The sequence below is a fragment of the Ruegeria sp. HKCCD6428 genome (assembly GCF_013110595.1).
Classification (GTDB): Bacteria; Pseudomonadota; Alphaproteobacteria; order Rhodobacterales; family Rhodobacteraceae; genus Ruegeria.
On sequence record NZ_WVQX01000003.1, the window covers coordinates 209,166 to 227,775 of the forward strand.

Genomic DNA, 18,610 nt, shown 5'->3' on the forward strand with positions numbered 1-18,610 from the left:
AACCGCGATACCGGAGTAGTGATATGCAAACCCGCAACAAGATACTGGACGACATGTCCCAGCTGATGACCAACGCCATGGGTGTCGCGCAGGGCGCGCGGGAAGAGGCCGAGAACGCGATGAAGTCGATGATCGACCGCTGGCTGGCCGACCGTGATTTCGTCACCCGCGAAGAATTCGACGCCGTCCGCGCCATGGCCCAGAAAGCGCGCGAAGAAAACGCCGCACTCGAAGCCCGCATTGCCGCGCTCGAGGCGAAACTGGACAAGTAACGCCCCGGGCGTTCCCTGTTTTCACAATTTTGGACGAACTCTTACGCCGCGCAATCCAGCCGGGATTGTGCGGTGTCGTGCATTCTGACGCATTGCGGGATTTAATCAAGACAAAGCTGACCCGGCAGCCAATATTTTGATCCCCGTTGCCATCTGTCCACAACTTATTGCTGTTATCCCCAACAAATAGGGTTGCCAGAACACACGCCACATCGCACCATATTTAGTACAGGCCTATGGGGGAAGCCCGGTTTGTAGAGCAGGCAACTAGCGCTGGGGCGCTGCCAGCCCCAAAATGCTAGAGATTAGTGAGGTGGCATTATGGCCCTTTCCGAGCAGTATCTCGAAGAAGACATTCATCCGATCGACATTGTTGAACATCTGGCCGAACATCACGACTGGGATTTTGACCGCATTGGGGACGATCAGATCGCCATGGCTGTCGAGGGCCAGTGGCGGACGTATTCGATCACACTCGCCTGGTCCAACTATGACGAAACGCTGCGGATGGTGTGTTCGTTCGAAATGGAACCACCGGCCGAGCGGGAAATGCAGCTCTATGAGCTGCTCAACAAGATGAATGATCAGTGCTGGGCAGGTGCCTTTACTTATTGGGCGAACCAGAAGCTGATGGTGTACCGGTACGGGTTGGTCCTTGCCGGAGGGCAGACAGCCAGCGCCGAACAGATCGATACGATGATCACCGCTGCCGTCATGAGCGCGGAACGGTACTATCCGGCGATTCAACTGGTCACCTGGGGCAATCGAGAGCCAGAAGAAGCCATGCAAGTGGCCATTGCAGAGGCCTACGGCCGGGCGTAAAGCTTTGCCCCGAACCGACATGTAACGCGGGAGGGGCAAATGGACATGACGCGTGTGGCCGAACAGGGGCTTGTGCTTCTGGGGTGCGGAAAGATGGGGTCCGCAATGCTGGCGGGATGGCTGGAACACGGCCTCCCGCCGGCGTCCGTTTGGGTGATCGATCCGCACCCGTCCGACTGGCTGAAGGCGCAGGGCGTCAACATCAACACACCCTTGCCCGAAGCCCCTGCCGTGGTGTTGGTCGCGGTCAAGCCGCAGATGATGGGCGAGGCCTTGCCTGCCATTCAGGCGCTGGGCGGTGGCAGCACGCTGTTTGTTTCGGTCGCGGCGGGCACCTCGATTGCCACGTTCGAATCCGTTCTGGGCAGCGATACGCCGATCATTCGCGCCATGCCCAACACCCCCGCCGCCATCCGTCAGGGCATCACCGCGCTGATCGGGAATTCAAACGCATCCCCTGATGATCTGACGCTTGCGGAAAACCTGCTCTCGGCAATTGGCGAAACGGTTCTGTTGACGGATGAGGCGCAGATGGATGCGGTCACCGGCCTCAGCGGATCCGGTCCTGCCTATGTGTTCCATCTGATTGAAACGCTTGCCAAAGCCGGCGAGGCGCAGGGTCTACCGCATGACCTTGCGATGAAACTGGCCAAATCGACGGTGGCCGGAGCCGGCGCACTGGCGATGGCCGCTGATGAGGATCCGTCTCAACTGCGGATCAACGTAACCTCGCCGAACGGCACGACCCAGGCCGCGCTTGAGGTGCTGATGCATGAAGAACGCGGCTTCCCTGACTTGCTGCACCGTGCCGTCAAGGCCGCAACCGACCGATCCAAGGAGCTGTCACGTGAGTGAGATTTCTTTCGACGATTTTCTCAAGGTCGATATCCGCGTGGGTGAGGTGATCCGCGCCGAACCTTATCCCGAAGCCCGCAAACCCGCGATCAAGATGTGGATCGATTTCGGTGATGAGATCGGTGAACGCAAGACGTCGGCCCAGATCACCGCGCATTATGATCCGTCGACACTGGTGGGCAAACAGGTCATGGCCGTGGTCAATTTCCCCCCTCGCCAGATCGGCAGGTTCATGTCCGAGGTTCTGGTGCTGGGTCTGCCCGATGAAAACGGCGAGATTGTTTTGATCGGCCCCGACGGCCGAGTTCCGACAGGCGGGCGGATGCACTGATGAAATTGCTGATCACGCGCCCGATGACGCCGGCAGTCGAGGCCCGCGCCCGCGCCGCGTTTGACGTAGAGACTCGCAAAGATACGGCGCCCATGTCGCGACAGGAAATGCTGTCGGCTCTGACGGATTTCGACGTGGTCGTGCCCACGCTGGGCGATCAGTTTTCGGCTCGGATATTTGCGGATGCAGGCGCGCCTCGGTGCAAGCTCCTGGCCAATTTCGGCGTCGGCTACAACCACATCGATGTCGAGGCCGCGCGCGCAGCAGGCGTCGAAGTGACCAACACGCCCGGCGCAGTCACCGACGCCACGGCGGATATCGCCATGACCCTGCTGTTGAGCACGGCCCGGCGTGCGGGCGAAGGCGAACGGCTGGTCCGCGCAGGCCAATGGCAGGGTTGGCATCCCACACAGATGCTGGGCCATCATGTCACGGGCAAACGCGTCGGTATCGTCGGGATGGGCCGTATCGGGCAGGCCATCGCGCGCCGGTGCCATTTCGGTTTCGAAATGCAGGTGGCCTATCAATCCCGAAGCGCCAAGCAACTGGACTTTCCGGCCGAGTTCACACCTGACCTTGAAACACTCGCCGCGTTGGTCGATTTCCTTGTGCTCGCCGTTCCCGGCGGTGCAGAAACCCGACACCTGATCGATGCGCAGGTTCTTGAGACGATGAAATCTTCGGCCATTCTGGTCAATATCGCGCGGGGCGAGGTCGTGGACGAAGCGGCCCTGATCGCGGCGCTGCAATCGGGTCAGATTGCCGGGGCCGGGCTGGATGTCTACGAGTTCGAACCCGAAGTACCCCGGGCCCTTTGTGAAATGGAAAACGTCACCCTGCTGCCCCATCTGGGCACGGCCACCGAAGAGGTGCGCAGCAGCATGGGACACATGGCCCTGGATAACGTGGCGGCCTTTGTGGCGGGCGAGGCGTTGCCCAACCCGGTCTAGTCGCCCACCGCCTCGCGCCAGTGTTTGCGGCAAAGCGAAACATAGGTCTCGTTGCCACCGATCTGCACCTGGGCACCTTCGGTGATGGCGTTGCCGTTTTCGTCCTGACGTATCACCATCGTGGCCTTGCGTCCGCATTTGCAAATGGTGCGGACTTCACGCATCTCATCGGCCAACGCCAGCAGCGCCGCTGATCCCGGAAACAGCTTGCCCTGAAAATCCACCCGCAGCCCGTAGGCCAGCACCGGTACGTCCAGATCGTCGACGGCGCGCGCCAATTGCCAGACCTGCGCTTCGGACAGGAACTGGGCCTCGTCGATGAACACGCAGGTTACGGGACCTTCGTTCAGACGATTTCGGATCATCGCAAAGACGTCGTCGCCGGGCGTGAAGGTATCAGCCTTCTCCGAGATGCCGATGCGCGATGCGATCCGTCCGGCACCCGCCCTTCCGTCAATGGCTGCGGTCATCAGGTAGGTCTGCATCCCACGCTCGCGATAGTTGTGCGAGGCTTGCAGCAACACGGTCGATTTCCCCGCGTTCATGGTTGAATAGTTGAAGTACAGCTTTGCCATGACGCGGGTCTAAAACGCTTGGGGAAAAGGAACAAGATATCAATCGTTTTGATGGAGCGACGTCGCCGTTGCGTTCGCAGAGGCCGAGCTACGCTCTAGGGGATGGAACCCCCACATCTGCAACAGCGACGCCGTCGGCCAACATGTGGCCAAAACGCAGCAAGGTTTAACAATATCACCCTGCAATCACTCATTACCGGCTTGAACTGCCGCCACTCACTCACAAAATCCCCCGCATATCTGAGGGATAGCCAATGTATGACATTTCAATTATGACTTGGTTATGGGAAATTTACCCACGCTTTCCCCTGTTTGGACATCGGGCAGGCGTTTGCAGGTAACAAAGGTAAAACAATGGCAGATATCGGGGCCTATCTGAAAAAACACACAGAAGCGCTGGTCAAGGATGTTGGAATCGAAGCCGCGTGTGAAATTACAGGGAAATCCAAGGCCACTTTAGGACGATACTATTCAGACAATGCTGAACACGAGGACAGGTTCATGCCAGTGGACGCGGTGGCCCGCCTTGAAAACGCGGCGACCTATCCGCATGTGACGTCGGCTTTGGCGGATCTGAAGAACATCACCTTGTCCTATAGCGACCGCAACACCTCTACCCCCCGCACCGGTGGTGTCAATTCGGATGTCATTGCGCTAAGCCAGCGGTTTGCGATGTTGATGACCGAGTATCAGGCCGCAATCGAAGACGGAATCATCACCGTCAACGAAGCAAAACGGTTGCTGAAAGAAACCAGTTTGCTGCAACAGGTTCTGATCGAGATGAAGCTGCATCTGGAAGAAGAAAGCGTCAGCTAGCCGGGGTCGGGAACCTTTGCACCCATGACTGGCCAGTTTTCGCCTGTGCGGCGTACCTCTTTTCATGCTCGAAAAGACAGAAACGCTGACCGTGCCTGTTGCCTCAATTCAGTCACGTCTGTCCTGTAAGGTCCGTCGCGGGCAAGAACGTCAAGGGCAGTGGACCATGCAGAAATCGCAGGGAACATTCAGTATTTTCGCAGACCGGGTGGTTCTGCGATTTTTCGTATGCGCCTATGCGGCACTTCTGGTTTTGATGGCCCTAAGTGGTCATCAGGAAGGCTCTGACGACGTGATGCGCTGGGTGGTCGTGCAGGATCTGTTGCAGGGGCAGGGCTGGTTCGACAGCCATCAGTACCGGCTGGGCCCCGAGGGCGGCACGCTGATGCATTGGTCCCGATTGATCGACGCGCCGATTGCTTTGCTCTACGGAACATTCGGGTTGGTTTTGCCGCCCGATATGGCCCTTCAGGTGACGGCATTTGTCTGGCCCTCACTTTTGGCGGGTCTGACCTTGTGGGCCTTTGCGGTGACTGGCAGTGTTTTGGGCGCGCGGGAAGGCGCCGTTTCGGCGCTGGCTGTGGGGGTGCTTGCGCTCGAACACTCCAGGAAGTTCGACTATTTTTCGTTTGATCACCACAATGCTCAGATTCTTTTGTTCGTCACGGCCCTGATGCTGTTTGCTTTGCGCAGGGACAAACCATATGCCGGATGGCTGCTGGGTGCCTGCCTGGCGCTTTCGGTGTCGATAGGCACCGAATCGATATTGCAGATCGCACTTGTCGCCGTGTTTTTTACCATTGACTGGATCGTAAACGGCGAACCGACCCGTCGCCGGACCATGGCGTTTGGTATCGGGCTGGTCCTGACGCTTGTGCTGACCAGCCTTGCAACAACGGGACACGAGGCCTTTCTGTTTCCAAGCTGTGACGCCCTGACTCTCAGCGTGGCATTGCCGGCGAGCGTTGCCGCGGCAGGGCTTTGCATTGCGGCATGGATCGGGTCTGGCTGGTCACTTTGGGGCCGCATCGGCGCATGTGTTGCAATTGGAGTGGTGACATTGGCCTGCGCTTACGGCTTCGCCCCGCATTGTCTCAGCAACCCGATCGAAGCCCTGCCACAGGACATGCGCGACTATTGGTTGAGCCAGGTGGCGGAAGCCCAGAAAATCAACGTCATTCTGCAACTGCACCGGGGCGAAGCGCTGGCCCTGATCGCGATGTCGATCCTGTGCATGGCAGCCGCCCTGATCTTTGCAGTCAGATCGCCTTTCAGACTGGAATACGCCCTGTTTCTGGCTCTGATCGTGACCGGCCTGGTGGTGTTCCTCTATCAGTCCAGAATGATGACATTCCTGGGTGTTTCGCTGGTGGCTGTCCAGGCGCAGATCCTGCGTGTCCTGTACAGCTCTTATGCAAGCCGTCGCCGCGCGTTGTCAGGGTTTGCGATGGTTGCTTTCATCCTCTGCATCTCGCCGAAAACCGGCGCCAGCATCGATGAGCAGCTGGGGCGTTTTGCCGGGCCGTCCCTTGCCGCATCCGCGAAGCCGGCCCGACAGTCACAGCAAAACTCGGGCGCATCCTGCAAAACGCCCGAAGCCTATGCGGCCCTGCGTGATCTTCCAGCCGGCAGATTCCTTGTTGATTTCGACTTTGCCGCAAACGTGCTGCGCCATACCGACCATTCCGTTCTGGCGGGCAATTATCACCGGAATCAGGCTGGAATTCTGGCGCAGATCGAACTGTTCCGATCGGACGCGGACCAGATCGGATCTCGCCTGACCGAGCTGGACGTGGATTACGTCATGCTCTGTACGTCCGCGCCGCGTGCCGAATTCTGGTCCTGGGCATCACAGGGTCGTGGTTTGCAGTCGCGATTGATTGCGAGTGAAATCCCGGCCTATCTCAGACGGATACAAGCTGCGGAAGGTGCAGCCTTTCAGATCTTCCAAGTGACTGGGGCAGGCTAGGCCAGACAAGATCGACCGTCAGGCGTGGCGCTTCACGATCACCGACCCGACCGAATACCCGGCGCCGAAAGAACAGATCAGGCCCAGATCACCCTCCTGCAAGTCGTCGGAATACTTCGAAAACGCGATGATCGACCCCGCAGATGACGTGTTGGCATAATCCTGAAGGATGTTGGGTTGCTCGCCCGGCTCGGGTTCGCGGCCCAGAACTTTCTTGCCGATGAAGTCGTTCATCGTCTTGTTGGCCTGATGCAGCCACAGGCGTTTCAGATCAGAGTTTCCGACCCCTTCGGCATCCATGTGGTCGCTAATATGGTTGCTGACCATCGGCAGTACTTCCTTGAATACTTTCCGACCGTTCTGCATGAACTGCATGTCGCGCCGGTCGGTCAGCCCGTCTGGGCGCGAGCGGCGCAGAAAGCCGTTGTTGTTGCGGATATTGTTGGAAAACGCAGTGGCGCAGCGCGTCGACAGAATTTCGAAATGCGGCCCTTGTGCGTCTTCGATCCGTTCGATCAGCGTTGCCGTCGCCACATCGCCAAAGATGAAATGGCAATCGCGGTCGCGCCACTCCAGATGGCCCGAGCAGATTTCGGGGTTCACCACCAACGCCGCCCGCACCGATCCCGACCGCACCATATCCGCCGCGGCCTGAATGCCGAACGTGGCCGACGAACAGGCGACGTTCATGTCAAAGCCGAACCCGTTGATCCCCAGTTCCTGCTGGATTTCGATCGCAATCGCCGGATAGGCGCGCTCGTGGTTCGAAGCCGCGCAGATTACCAGATCAACATCCGCCGCCGTACGCCCCGCCTGTGCCAGCGCCTTGTTGCAGGCATCCACCGCCATTTCGGTCATGATGCCGGGTTCATCATCGCTGCGCTGCCGCAGCAGTGGATGCATCACGTCCGGGTCCAGCACGCCGCTCTTGTCCATCACGTAGCGGTTTTCGATCCCCGATGCCTTGACGATGAACTCTTCCGATGAATGCTGCATCGGCTCCATCCGTCCGGCGGCGATGGCTTCTGCATTCTTGGCGTTCTGCTTGTCGGCATAAGCGTTGAATGCCTCGACAAGCTCGGCATTGGTGATGACGTTCTGAGGCGTGAAGACACCGGTACCGGTGATGGCGGGGGTATACATGGCGAGCCCTGAATGTTTCGGATTTGCCCAAAATGCAGTCACGTTGTGATTTGATCAAGGTATGTTGACCTAAGGGAATGTGCGTAAAGCCGTAGCTTCATATCTTGAATAGTTCAGAAACTGAAGTATATGACCCCTCCAAACGCGCGGAGATCCCCGATGCCCGACGATATCAGCACCAGGCTTGGCCGCCTCAGCCCCGAGATTCAGGCGATCATGGGGGTATATGCCCTGTACTGGAAACTGGAAGAGACATTCGACAGCATCGAAACCGACCTGAGCCACCCCGAATGCCATATGCTGATCAAGCTGGATCAGCCGAAACGCATGGGGGTTCTGGCTGCGGATATGCTGAGTGTACCGTCCACAATCACCGCCACCGCGGATTCGCTGGAAAAAGCCGGCTATCTCACGCGCGAGCGTGACCCGGAAGACCGCCGCGCCTGGTTGCTGGTGCTGACCGAGCGTGGTGAAGAAGCCCGCAACATGCTGGTGGCCGAGGCCGGAGACCTGTTTCACAGGGCCTCGGGCCTGAACGACGAAGAAACAGCCGAATTCGCGCGACTGGCGCGCAAAATCCGTGACAACGTTTTGAAAACGGGAATTCCCGAGGGACTGAAGAAATGAAACTCCTGACCTCTCTGGGCCTTGCACTGGCCGTTCTGGCAACTCCGATTGCCGCTCAAGATACTCCGAAACCGGTCAAGCTGATGCAGGTGCGCGAAACAACGCCCGGCTTCACCCGCCAGTTCTTCGGTCGTGTTGCAGCGCGGCAGACGGTCGATCTTGCCTTTCAGGTCGCCGGTCAGATCGTCGAAATGCCGGTCAACGAAGGGTTTGTCATCCCCAAAGGCGGCCTGATTGCGCGACTGGATCAGGAGCCGTTCGAACTGCGGCTCGAACGGGCGCAGCTGCAAAAGGAACAGGCCGACCGAACCGTCGCACGCCTGTCGCGTTTGCGGGGCACCACGGCCAGCCAGGTGGCGGTCGATGACGCAGAGACCGAAGCGCAACTGGCCGCGATCGCACTGCGCGATGCCGAATACGAACTGGAACACGCGACTTTGACCGCACCATTTGACGCGCTGGTCTCCAGCCGCGCGGTCGAGGCTTTCACCACCGTATCGGCCGGCACGCCGATCGTCCGCATCCACGACATGTCCGAATTGCGCATCGAGGTGGATGTGCCCGAGATCCTGTTTCAACGCTCGGGCCAGAACGACGACATCACCATCACCGCCAAATTCCCCGTAAGTGACGAAGTCTTCCCGCTGGAAATCCGGGAATTCGACGCTGAAACTTCCAGCGTCGGGCAGACCTTCCGCATTCAGTTCGGCCTGACCCCGCCCGAGGGGCTGCAAATTCTTCCCGGCTCGTCCGTCACAGTCAACGTAAAGGTCCAGGACGAGCGCACAGGCATCATCGTGCCAGCGACGGCCGTCATCGCGGATGCAACAGGTGAACTGAGCGTCATCGTGTTCTCTCCCGCTGGCGCGGATGAAGGCACGGTCCGCCGCGTTCCGGTGACAATCGAACCCACGCAGTCGGGCGATGTTCGGGTGTTGAAGGGCTTGTCTGACGGTGACGAAGTTGTTGTGGCTGGCGGTGCTGTGCTGACAGACGGTCAGCCCGTGCGCCGGTTCACCGGCTTCGCGAACTGAGGGGCAGACAGATGAACATCGCGCGCGCCTCGATTGATCGACCGCTTTATACATGGCTGATCATCCTCATTGCCCTCTTCGGTGGCATCTGGGGATTCACGTCGCTTGGTCGTTTGGAAGACCCGGCTTTCACCATCAAGAACGCGGTCATCGCCACGCAATATCCCGGTGCCACGGCGGAACAGGTGGCGCTTGAAGTGTCCGAACCCCTTGAATCCGCGATCCAGCAGATGGGCGAGGTGGACGTCATCACCTCGGTCAACCAACCCGGACAATCGCTGATCGAAGTAGAGATCAAGTCGACCTACGACGGCACCGAACTGCCCGATATCTGGACCCGCCTGCGGGCCAAGGTGCGCGATGCCGCCCGCGGGCTTCCGTCGGGTGTCAGCCAACCCTATGTGAATGACGGGTTCGGTGATGTGTTCGGCCTGTTCTATGCGGTGACTGCCGAAGGGTTTTCGGACGCCGAAAAGCATGAACTGGCAACGTTTCTGCGTCGCGAACTGCTGACCGTGGACGGCGTCGCCGATGTCGAGGTTCAGGGCCTGCCGGACGAGGCGATTTTTGTAGAGCCCGATCTGGCGATCTCGGTGAATCAGAACGTCCCGCTGCAAGCGATCAACGAAGCCATAGCCAACGCGGATTCGGTGAATTCCTCGGGGTCTTTGCGGTCTGAAGATGCCCGTACCACCATTCTGACGGCCGAGGGTTCGGACAGTGTCTCGGCCATTGCGGGCCTGTCTGTCGGCTCGCAAGGGCAGGTGATCAACCTGTTCGACATGTCCGATGTCTATCGCGCCCGTCAGAACGATCCGGACATCATGATCCGCTACAACGGGACCGAAGCCTTTACCCTCGGCATCGCCGGTCTGGCGACGGAAAACATCGTCGAGGTCGGCAAGCGGGCTGACGCCAAATTCGCCGAGCTGGATGCGAATATCCCCTTCGGTGTCGATATTCTGCCGATCTATCAGCAACATGTGGTGGTCGAGCAGGCCTCGAACGACTTTCTGGTAAATCTGGCCATGTCAGTGGCCATCGTGGTCGCCGTACTGGGAATCTTCATGGGCTGGCGCGCGGCCATCGTCGTCGGTTCGACCCTGTTGCTGACCGTGGTCGGCACGCTTCTGTTCATGTCACTGTTCTCGATCGAGATGGAACGGATTTCCCTGGGTGCGCTGATCATTGCCATGGGTATGCTTGTGGACAATGCCATCGTGGTGGCCGAAGGGATGCAGATCGCGATGTTGCGAGGAAAACCATCGCGCGATGCGGCTGAAGATGTGGCGTCAAAAACCCAGATTCCCCTGCTTGGAGCCACCGTGATCGGCATCATGGCCTTTGCCGGGATCGGGCTCAGCCCGGATGCGACGGGCGAGTTTCTGTTTTCCCTGTTTGCGGTGATCGGCATTTCGCTGCTGCTCAGCTGGATACTTGCCATCACGGTCACGCCTTTGCTGGGGCACTATTTCTTCAAGCAGGGCAAGGAGGGTGAGATCGACGCCTACGGGGGCATCCTGTTCCGCACATATGGCGCGATCCTGCGGTTTGCGCTCCGTTTCCGGTGGCTGGTTGTTGCGGGTCTCATCGGCGTAACCGTTGCGTGCTATGCCGGGTTCGGGTTGATGAAACAACAATTCTTCCCCAACTCGAACACGCCTTTGTTCTTTGTGCATTACAAGCTGCCTCAGGGCACGCCGATTGCCCGCACGGCACAGGACATGGCGGTTTTCGAAGATTGGCTGACCCAACGCGATGACGTGGTTTCGGTCACGACATTCGTCGGTCAGGGGGCAACCCGGTTCATGCTGACCTATTCGGCAGAGAAACCGAACCCGAGCTATGGTCACATGATCATCCGCACGGAAAGTCTGGATGACATCCCGGCCTTGCAAGCGGATCTGGAAGCGTTCGGGTCGGTCCAGTTCCCCGAAGGCGAGTTCGGAACCAAGCGCCTGGTGTTTGGCCCCGGCGGCGGCGATCCGATTCAGGCCCGGTTCTCGGGCAGCGATCCGGTGGTTCTGCGTCAACTTGCGGACGAGGCCGTGCAGCGCATGGCGGCGGCGTCGCCCAACGCGCTGCTCGTTCATCATGACTGGCGCGAACAGGAACTGGCGGTGCAGCCGATCTATGCCACGGAACGGGCCCAGACCGCGGGTGTTACGCGCGAAGACATTGCGGCCACGCTGCAATTTTCGACCGATGGCATCACGGGCGGTGTGCTGCGGGAACGCGACCGCCTGATCCCTATCATCCTGCGTCGTCCGGCGGACGGAGATTATTCCATCGTCGATCAGGTGGTGTATTCGGACCAATCCGGGAAATTTGTACCAATCGAACAGATGGTCGATGGATTCGAGTACAAATCCCTCAATACGCTGGTTCATCGCCGCGATCGTGTACTGACCATCACTGTCGGCGCGGACATCCCGCCCGACCTGACGGCGGCTCAGGTACACGCCGAAGTTCGGGACGCCATCGAGGCCATCGAACTGCCACCGGGCTACAAGATGGAGTGGGGCGGTGAGTTCGAAAACTCGCGCGATGCGCAGGAAAGCCTGGGCAAACAATTGCCGCTGAGCCTGCTGATCATGGTGCTGATCTCGGTCCTGCTGTTCAACGCGATCCGACAGCCGATCATCATCTGGCTGCTGGTTCCGATGTCGGTCAACGGCGTGGTCATCGGCCTGTTGGGAACTGGGCTGCCCTTTACCTTTACGGCCCTTCTGGGCCTGCTCAGCCTGTCGGGCATGCTGATCAAGAACGGCATCGTGCTGGTGGAAGAGATCGACCTGGTTCGCGCCACGGGCAAACCCCTGCGCGAATCCATCGTCGAAGCCTCCGTCTCGCGTTTGCGCCCGGTGATGCTGGCTGCGATCACGACCATTCTGGGCATGGCGCCGCTGCTGACCGATGCGTTCTTCGTCTCGATGGCGGTGACGATCATGGGCGGGCTGGCTTTTGCGACCGTCCTGACAATGGTCGCCGCGCCGGTGTTCTACCTGCTCTTCTTTGCGCGCGATGAAAAACGCGAGGCGCTGGCAGCCTGAACACTGGCCTCTTGTGGGTCCAGCTGAAAAGCTGGGTCCAATCAGGTTAGATCAAAGGAACAAACGGCACGTCACAGGCGGCCAGTGCAGTGAAGATTACGAGAACCAGAAATGTGCGCATTGTTTCATTCTCCTTATGCCTGAACGAAATGCGCGCCCGTTGAGTTCAGGTCAACGGGCGCGCATCTTTTCGTTCATTGATGAGCCAATTGTGGCTCAGGCGGGTTATCCCTGAAGGGATTTCACCTCGACATCCCCTTCGGCCTGCGCCTTGATGGCCAGAGCGGCAGCATGGCTTGCGGCGGCAGTGGTGTAATACGGGATCTTGTCATAAAGCGCGATGGACCGGATGGCCTTGCTGTCCTCGACCGCCTGCGCGCCTTCGGTGGTGTTCATCAGCAGTTGAACCTGACCGTCTTTCAGCATGTCGACCACGTCTGGGCGGCCTTCATAGACCTTGTTGACCACGTCGCATGGCACACCCTGTTCCGCCAGCCAGCTTTGGGTGCCGCGGGTGGCGACCAGCGTGAAGCCTTGTTCGACCAGAACTTGTGCGGCCTCGAGCATCGCCGCGCCCTTGTCGGCATCCTTGATCGAAATGAAGGCCCGGCCCGAAGTCGGCAGCACCATGCCCGCGCCCATCTGCGCCTTGAGGAAGGCGCGCGGGAAATCGCGGTCCCAGCCCATGACCTCGCCGGTCGAGCGCATTTCCGGGCCCAGGATGGTATCGACGCCCGGAAAACGGGCGAAGGGCAGGACCGCCTCTTTCACCGAGAACCATGGCATGTCCGGGTCGGCCAGCGTCATCTGATCTGCGATCTTGGTGTCGTCCACGGTCTTGTAGGGCGGACGCTGCGGGAAGCTCGCCAGCTTTTCGCCTGCCATGACACGCGCGGCGATGGACGCAATCGCACTGTCGGTGGCCTTTGCCACGAACGGCACGGTGCGCGAAGCGCGCGGGTTGACCTCGATCAGGTAGATCTCGTCATCCTTGATCGCGAACTGAACATTCATCAGGCCGACAACGTTCAGCGCCTTGGCCAGCTTGAACGCCTGATCCTTGATCTGCGCGATGATCTCTTTCGACAGCGAATAGGGCGGCAGCGAACAGGCGCTATCGCCCGAGTGCACGCCGGCCTCTTCGATATGCTGCATGATGCCTGCCACATGCACATCGGTGCCGTCGCACAGCGCGTCCACGTCCAGCTCGACCGCGCCAGCCAGATAGCTGTCCAGCAGAACGGGGCTGTCGCCCGAGACCACCACGGCCTCGTTGATGTAGCGTTTCAGCTGGTCCATGTCGCGCACGATCTCCATCGCGCGGCCACCCAGAACGTAGGACGGGCGGATCACCAGCGGGAAGCCGATTTCCTCAGCGATTTCCAACGCCTGCGTGTCGGTCGAGGCGATGCCGTTCTTGGGCTGTTTCAGCCCTAGTTCATTGACCAGCGCCTGAAAACGCTCGCGGTCTTCGGCCAGGTCAATCGCGTCGGGCGTGGTACCCAGGATCGGGATGCCCTCGGCCTCAAGCGCGTTGGCCAGTTTCAGCGGTGTCTGTCCACCGAACTGAACAATGACGCCGTGCAGCGTGCCGTTTTCCTGTTCCTTCGTCAGGATTTCCATGACGTGTTCAAAGGTCAGCGGCTCGAAATACAAGCGATCGGAAGTGTCATAATCGGTCGAAACCGTCTCGGGGTTGCAGTTGATCATGATGGTTTCATAACCCGCTTCGGTCAGCGCGAAGCAGGCGTGGCAGCAGCAATAGTCGAACTCGATGCCCTGACCGATGCGGTTTGGGCCGCCGCCAAGAATGACGACCTTCTTCCTGTCGCTCGGGCGCGCTTCGCATTCGACCTCGCCCATCATCGGAGCTTCGTAGGTTGAATACATGTAAGGCGTCTGCGCCTCGAACTCGGCGGCGCAGGTGTCGATGCGTTTGAACACCGCTGAAACGCCCAGATTGCGGCGCGCTCGGCGGACGTTGTCTTCATCACGGCCCGTCAGCTTGCCCAGACGCGCATCGGTGAATCCCAGCATTTTCAGCTTGCGGATGCCGTCCTCGGTGACGGGCAGGCCGTCCTTGCGGAGCTGACGTTCGGCCTCGACGATCTCGCGGATACGGGCCAGGAACCAAGGGTCGAACTTGGTGACGCCGAAAATCTCGTCATCGCTCAGGCCATGGCGCATCGCTTGTGCAATGGTGCGCAGGCGGTCGGGTGTCTGCTGGCTGATCGCCTTGATCACGGCGGCCTTGTCGTCGGCCTCGTCCCAGAGGCCCACGTTCAGGCCGGGGATTTCGACCTCATCAAAGCCGGTCAGGCCCGATTCCATCGAGGCCAGTGCCTTTTGCATCGATTCGTGGATCGTACGGCCAATCGACATCGCCTCGCCCACCGACTTCATCGCGGTGGTCAGATAGGGTTCGGAACCGGGGAATTTCTCGAAGGCGAATTTCGGAATTTTTGTCACGACATAGTCGATGGTCGGCTCGAACGAGGCCGGGGTGACTTTGGTGATGTCGTTGTCCAGCTCATCCAGCGTGTAACCCACGGCCAGCTTTGCCGCGATCTTCGCGATCGGGAAACCGGTGGCCTTGGATGCCAGCGCCGACGAGCGCGACACGCGCGGGTTCATCTCGATCACGACCATGCGGCCATCGACCGGGTTGATCGCCCATTGCACGTTTGAACCGCCGGTTTCGACACCGATTTCACGCAGCACGGCAATCGAGTGATTGCGCATGATCTGGTATTCTTTGTCGGTTAGCGTGAGGGCAGGGGCCACGGTGATCGAGTCACCCGTATGTACGCCCATCGGATCGACGTTTTCGATGGAACATACGATGATGGCGTTGTCGGCAGTGTCGCGCACCACCTCCATTTCGTATTCTTTCCAGCCCAGAAGGCTTTCGTCGATCAGGATCTGACCCACGGGCGAGGCATCCATACCCGAGCGGCAAATATGGATGTAATCCTCACGGTTATACGCCACGCCGCCACCGGTGCCGCCCAGTGTAAAGGCCGGGCGGATGATTGCAGGAAGCCCCACGGTTTCAAGGGTTTCAAGGGCCAGCGCCACACCGGCGTCCAGGTCTTTCTTGCCGCTCTCGTCCTTGGGGGCCGTAACGATCTCGGCCTTGGGGTTTTCGATGCCCAGCCGGTCCATCGCCTCGCGGAACAGGGCGCGGTCTTCGGCCATTTCGATGGCATCGCGCTTGGCGCCGATCATCTCGACGCCGAATTTTTCCAGCACACCCATTTCTTCCAGTGCCAGCGAGGTGTTCAGGCCGGTCTGTCCGCCCATGGTGGGCAACAGGGCGTCAGGGCGTTCTTTCTCGATGATCTTGGCGACCACTTCGGGTGTAATCGGCTCGATATAGGTGGCGTCGGCCAGACCGGGGTCGGTCATGATCGTCGCCGGGTTCGAGTTCACCAGAATGACCCGGTATCCTTCCTCTCGCAGGGCCTTGCAGGCCTGAGCACCGGAATAGTCGAATTCACAGGCCTGACCGATAACAATGGGGCCCGCCCCAATGATCATGATCGACTGGATGTCGGTTCTTCTCGGCATGGCCTTGTTCCTTCGATTGTCCGCGAGTCAGGGCACCGCCCCAGCGCCCAAATTGTCCTGCGTTATAGGGACCGCGCAAAAAGGTGCAAGAGGTATCGGAAACAGGGGCGAAATTGCCGCTTTCCCCTCTTTCACTTGGCAGAGTATTCTCTATATGGCCCCTCACGGCAAATGAGGATGCAAGTGCGTATTCGTTTCGATCAGGGACCGGCCGGGCGAGGAACCCGGTTTCAGCGTCCGTCTCAGGTGATCCGCGCGGATGTGGCGGAGGACGTGCCCCAGGCTCTGGCGGCACTGGACGAGGCGCGCGCAGGTGGTGCCTGGCTGGCAGGGTATGCCAGTTACGAGCTGGGCTATGCGCTTGAACCCCGGCTCAATGGTCTTTTGCCGGAAGAAAGACGCCTGCCTTTGTTGTGCTTTGGGGTCTATGATGCACCGGATCGGGTCGCCCTTCCGTCGCCTGCGGGCGAAGTGGGCGCATTCCGGCCGCGATGGGATGAAGCGCGATATGGCAAGGCCTTCAGCGCCGTGCATGACGCCATTGGTGCCGGCGACATCTATCAGGCCAACCTGACCTTTCCGATTGATCTGACCGTCTCGGGCAACAGCGAAACGCTCTATGCCGCGCTGGCGGCGGGGCAGCCGGTGGGCCACGGAGCACTGGTGCAGCAGGATGGGCTGCCCGATCTGCTCAGCCGCTCGCCGGAGTTGTTTTTCCGCACCGATGAGGGTGGGAGGATCGAAACCCGGCCGATGAAGGGCACGCAACCGCGCAGTGAAGACCCGGATGAGGATGCGCGCCGCCGGGCTTTTCTGAGCGCGGACGAAAAGAATCGGGCCGAGAACCTGATGATTGTTGATTTGCTGCGCAACGATATCAGCCGCGTCGCGCTGCCCGGATCCGTTCATGTGCCTGACCTGTTCCGGGTGGAAACCTATGCCACCGTACATCAGATGGTCTCGCTGGTGCGGGCGCAGCTGCACAAATGCGTGGGGTTGGGTGAAATACTGACAGCACTGTTTCCCTGCGGGTCGATCACCGGAGCCCCCAAGATCCGCGCGATGGAAATTCTGACGGAACTGGAGCCATGGGCGCGCGACATTTATTGCGGGACGATTGGCTGGGCCGCACCTGATGGTCGGTCCGAGTTCAACGTGGCCATCCGCACCTTGATGCTTGAGGATGATCAGGCCACTCTGAACGTAGGCGGCGGTGTCGTTTGGGACAGCACCGCCCCGTCAGAGTATGAGGAGGCGTTATGGAAAGCCCGCTTCGCCCGCCAGCTGAACCTGATTTCAGCCTGATTGAAACACTGGCCTTCCGCCCGGATCAGGGCTTTGTCAGGCTGGACCGCCATCTTGCACGAATGGCCCGTACTGCGCGGGTGTTCGAGATTCCTTTCAACCCCGATGAAGCGACCGCCAGACTGAATGGCGCTGCTTGTGACACCCCGCTGCGTTGCCGCCTTACGCTGGATGTGTCGGGCTCGTTCGATCTGTCGACCGGCGAACTGGTGGACAATCCCAGAATCTGGCGCGTCGCTCTGTCAGATCAACGTCTGGCTTCGAATGACCTGTGGTTGCGTCACAAGACCACGCGCCGTGCGCTCTATGATTCCGCGCGCGCAGCGCTGCCCGAAAGGGTGGACGAACTGTTGTTTCTGAATGAACTGGATGAGCTTTGTGAAGGCACCATCACGAACCTGTTTATGGAAATGCCTGATGGTCGGGTTCTGACGCCCGCTTTGTCCTGTGGGCTCTTGCCGGGGATACTGCGCGAAGAACTGCTGGAAAACAAAGCGGTCACCGAAGCCGTGCTGACCTTGACCGACCTGAAAAATGCGCAAACTGTGCGGATCGGAAATTCACTGCGCGGACTGATCGAGGTGGAGCTGATAGACGGGTGACAAAAAACAGCACGATGATCGGACCGCCGGTTGCAATGCGACGGCTGCGGCTTGAATTTGGCCTGTTCTATATTGGCTTGCCGCTGCTGATCGCTGTTCTTTTACCTCCGAACTGGATGTTTCCGGCGCTGTTTGCGCTGACCGGGCTTGGTATCGTGCTGCTGCACCGGACGCCCGGGTTTCAATGGGCCGAGCTTCGTTATGACTGGGCCAACTGGACCCTGCGCGAGGTGGCTTTGTTCTCTGCCATCGTGACTGCCTTTTGTGTTGGTCTGATTCAGATCACGCGCCCGGATGCCGCGTTCTTCCTGCTTGTGCACCGCCCCGAAATGCTAGCCTTCATCTGGGTCGGCTACCCACTTTTGTCAGCGCTGCCGCAAGAGCTGCTGTTCCGCCCTCTGTTCTTTCGCCGCTATCACGCGATCCTGCCGGATGGGCGTGCGGCCTATCTGCTGAACGCGGCCATATTCTCGTTCGCGCACCTGATGTACTGGAGCTGGATCGTCGCACTGATGACATTCGCCGGCGGCCTGCTGTTCACATGGGCCTACCGGCAGCGTGGGTCATTCTTCTATGCGGTGTTGCTGCACGCAATTGCGGGCAATATCATTTTTGCGGTGGGGCTGGGCGTATATTTCTACTCGGGCAATGTGCAAAGGCCGTTTTGAAGGGGCAACCCGCCTTGA

General features: G+C 59.5%; 16 protein-coding genes. 13 read left to right on the plus strand and 3 right to left on the minus strand.

Translation table 11 applies throughout. The features are described 5' to 3' along the window. The first annotated feature begins 23 nt into the window (after positions 1-23). The 5 genes from GS620_RS09745 to GS620_RS09765 all read left to right on the plus strand — a co-directional run bounded on the left by GS620_RS09745 (position 24) and on the right by GS620_RS09765 (position 3,230). Positions 24-272: an accessory factor UbiK family protein gene (locus GS620_RS09745; RefSeq protein WP_152458974.1), complete on the plus strand. Its 249-nt coding sequence runs from the start codon at positions 24-26 to the stop codon at positions 270-272. Positions 273-593: 321 nt separating this feature from the next. After that, a complete protein-coding gene (locus GS620_RS09750; RefSeq protein WP_152458973.1) occupies positions 594-1,094 on the plus strand; it encodes a YbjN domain-containing protein in 501 nt (166 codons plus the stop codon). A gap of 39 nt (positions 1,095-1,133) precedes the next feature. Next, the gene (gene proC, locus GS620_RS09755) at positions 1,134-1,949 is read left to right on the plus strand and encodes a pyrroline-5-carboxylate reductase (RefSeq protein WP_171615546.1); all 816 of its coding nucleotides are present in this window, start codon (positions 1,134-1,136) and stop codon (positions 1,947-1,949) included. Next, entirely contained in the window at positions 1,942-2,280 is a 339-nt protein-coding gene (locus tag GS620_RS09760) for a tRNA-binding protein (protein ID WP_117867910.1), read from the plus strand. Before proC ends, GS620_RS09760 begins: the two co-directional genes overlap by 8 nt. Beyond that, the gene (locus GS620_RS09765; RefSeq protein ID WP_171615548.1) at positions 2,280-3,230 is read left to right on the plus strand and encodes a D-glycerate dehydrogenase; all 951 of its coding nucleotides are present in this window, start codon (positions 2,280-2,282) and stop codon (positions 3,228-3,230) included. The genes GS620_RS09760 and GS620_RS09765 overlap by 1 nt, the downstream gene beginning before the upstream one ends. Here GS620_RS09765 and GS620_RS09770 read toward each other — a convergent pair. Then, positions 3,227-3,805 (minus strand): thymidine kinase, encoded by a 579-nt coding sequence (locus tag GS620_RS09770; RefSeq protein ID WP_171615550.1) that lies wholly within the window; start codon positions 3,803-3,805, stop codon positions 3,227-3,229. The two genes, GS620_RS09765 and GS620_RS09770, sit on opposite strands and share 4 nt — an antisense overlap. Before the next feature lie 354 nt (positions 3,806-4,159). Between GS620_RS09770 and GS620_RS09775 the strand changes: the two genes are divergently transcribed. Together GS620_RS09775 and GS620_RS09780 are read left to right on the plus strand one after the other, a co-directional pair. After that, positions 4,160-4,621: a hypothetical protein gene (locus tag GS620_RS09775; protein WP_152458969.1), complete on the plus strand. Its 462-nt coding sequence runs from the start codon at positions 4,160-4,162 to the stop codon at positions 4,619-4,621. Positions 4,622-4,787: 166 nt separating this feature from the next. Then, positions 4,788-6,590, plus strand: a complete 1,803-nt coding sequence (locus GS620_RS09780) for a hypothetical protein (protein ID WP_171615552.1) — start codon at positions 4,788-4,790, stop codon at positions 6,588-6,590. Between the two features lie 18 nt (positions 6,591-6,608). Here GS620_RS09780 and GS620_RS09785 read toward each other — a convergent pair whose 3' ends face one another. Then, positions 6,609-7,733: a beta-ketoacyl-ACP synthase III gene (locus GS620_RS09785; RefSeq protein WP_171232869.1), complete on the minus strand. Its 1,125-nt coding sequence runs from the start codon at positions 7,731-7,733 to the stop codon at positions 6,609-6,611. A 159-nt stretch (positions 7,734-7,892) separates the two neighbouring features. Between GS620_RS09785 and GS620_RS09790 the strand changes: the two genes are divergently transcribed. From GS620_RS09790 to GS620_RS09800, 3 genes are read left to right on the plus strand one after another with little or no spacing between them, the layout of a single operon-like run. After that, positions 7,893-8,360: a MarR family winged helix-turn-helix transcriptional regulator gene (locus tag GS620_RS09790; RefSeq protein ID WP_152458966.1), complete on the plus strand. Its 468-nt coding sequence runs from the start codon at positions 7,893-7,895 to the stop codon at positions 8,358-8,360. Next, complete coding sequence (locus GS620_RS09795) at positions 8,357-9,394, plus strand: efflux RND transporter periplasmic adaptor subunit (RefSeq protein ID WP_171615554.1); 1,038 nt, start codon at positions 8,357-8,359, stop codon at positions 9,392-9,394. The genes GS620_RS09790 and GS620_RS09795 overlap by 4 nt, the downstream gene beginning before the upstream one ends. A gap of 11 nt (positions 9,395-9,405) precedes the next feature. After that, a complete protein-coding gene (locus tag GS620_RS09800; RefSeq protein WP_171168886.1) occupies positions 9,406-12,447 on the plus strand; it encodes an efflux RND transporter permease subunit in 3,042 nt (1,013 codons plus the stop codon). Positions 12,448-12,672: 225 nt separating this feature from the next. On the opposite strand, the gene carB is transcribed toward GS620_RS09800, so the two are convergent. Further along, entirely contained in the window at positions 12,673-16,017 is a 3,345-nt protein-coding gene (carB, locus tag GS620_RS09805; RefSeq protein WP_171329289.1) for a carbamoyl-phosphate synthase large subunit, read from the minus strand. Between the two features lie 177 nt (positions 16,018-16,194). Between carB and GS620_RS09810 the strand changes: the two genes are divergently transcribed. The 3 genes from GS620_RS09810 to GS620_RS09820 are packed head-to-tail and all read left to right on the plus strand — an operon-like array spanning position 16,195 to position 18,592. Next, a complete protein-coding gene (locus GS620_RS09810) occupies positions 16,195-17,322 on the plus strand; it encodes an aminodeoxychorismate synthase component I (protein ID WP_171615556.1) in 1,128 nt (375 codons plus the stop codon). Beyond that, positions 17,277-17,924, plus strand: a complete 648-nt coding sequence (locus GS620_RS09815) for an aminotransferase class IV family protein (protein ID WP_171615558.1) — start codon at positions 17,277-17,279, stop codon at positions 17,922-17,924. Before GS620_RS09810 ends, GS620_RS09815 begins: the two co-directional genes overlap by 46 nt. Beyond that, positions 17,921-18,592 (plus strand): CPBP family intramembrane glutamic endopeptidase, encoded by a 672-nt coding sequence (locus tag GS620_RS09820; RefSeq protein ID WP_371809794.1) that lies wholly within the window; start codon positions 17,921-17,923, stop codon positions 18,590-18,592. Before GS620_RS09815 ends, GS620_RS09820 begins: the two co-directional genes overlap by 4 nt. Positions 18,593-18,610 lie beyond the last annotated feature (18 nt).

Coding starts and splice junctions, on each gene's coding strand:
- GS620_RS09795 (WP_171615554.1), top strand. CDS start 8,357: ATGAAACTCCTGACCTCTCTGGGCCTTGCACTGGCCGTTCTGGCAACT.
- GS620_RS09775 (WP_152458969.1), top strand. CDS start 4,160: ATGGCAGATATCGGGGCCTATCTGAAAAAACACACAGAAGCGCTGGTC.
- GS620_RS09750 (WP_152458973.1), top strand. CDS start 594: ATGGCCCTTTCCGAGCAGTATCTCGAAGAAGACATTCATCCGATCGAC.
- proC (WP_171615546.1), top strand. CDS start 1,134: ATGGACATGACGCGTGTGGCCGAACAGGGGCTTGTGCTTCTGGGGTGC.
- GS620_RS09785 (WP_171232869.1), bottom strand. CDS start 7,733: ATGTATACCCCCGCCATCACCGGTACCGGTGTCTTCACGCCTCAGAAC.
- GS620_RS09745 (WP_152458974.1), top strand. CDS start 24: ATGCAAACCCGCAACAAGATACTGGACGACATGTCCCAGCTGATGACC.
- GS620_RS09780 (WP_171615552.1), top strand. CDS start 4,788: ATGCAGAAATCGCAGGGAACATTCAGTATTTTCGCAGACCGGGTGGTT.
- GS620_RS09770 (WP_171615550.1), bottom strand. CDS start 3,805: ATGGCAAAGCTGTACTTCAACTATTCAACCATGAACGCGGGGAAATCG.
- GS620_RS09810 (WP_171615556.1), top strand. CDS start 16,195: ATGCAAGTGCGTATTCGTTTCGATCAGGGACCGGCCGGGCGAGGAACC.
- GS620_RS09765 (WP_171615548.1), top strand. CDS start 2,280: ATGAAATTGCTGATCACGCGCCCGATGACGCCGGCAGTCGAGGCCCGC.
- GS620_RS09790 (WP_152458966.1), top strand. CDS start 7,893: ATGCCCGACGATATCAGCACCAGGCTTGGCCGCCTCAGCCCCGAGATT.
- GS620_RS09800 (WP_171168886.1), top strand. CDS start 9,406: ATGAACATCGCGCGCGCCTCGATTGATCGACCGCTTTATACATGGCTG.
- GS620_RS09815 (WP_171615558.1), top strand. CDS start 17,277: ATGGAAAGCCCGCTTCGCCCGCCAGCTGAACCTGATTTCAGCCTGATT.
- carB (WP_171329289.1), bottom strand. CDS start 16,017: ATGCCGAGAAGAACCGACATCCAGTCGATCATGATCATTGGGGCGGGC.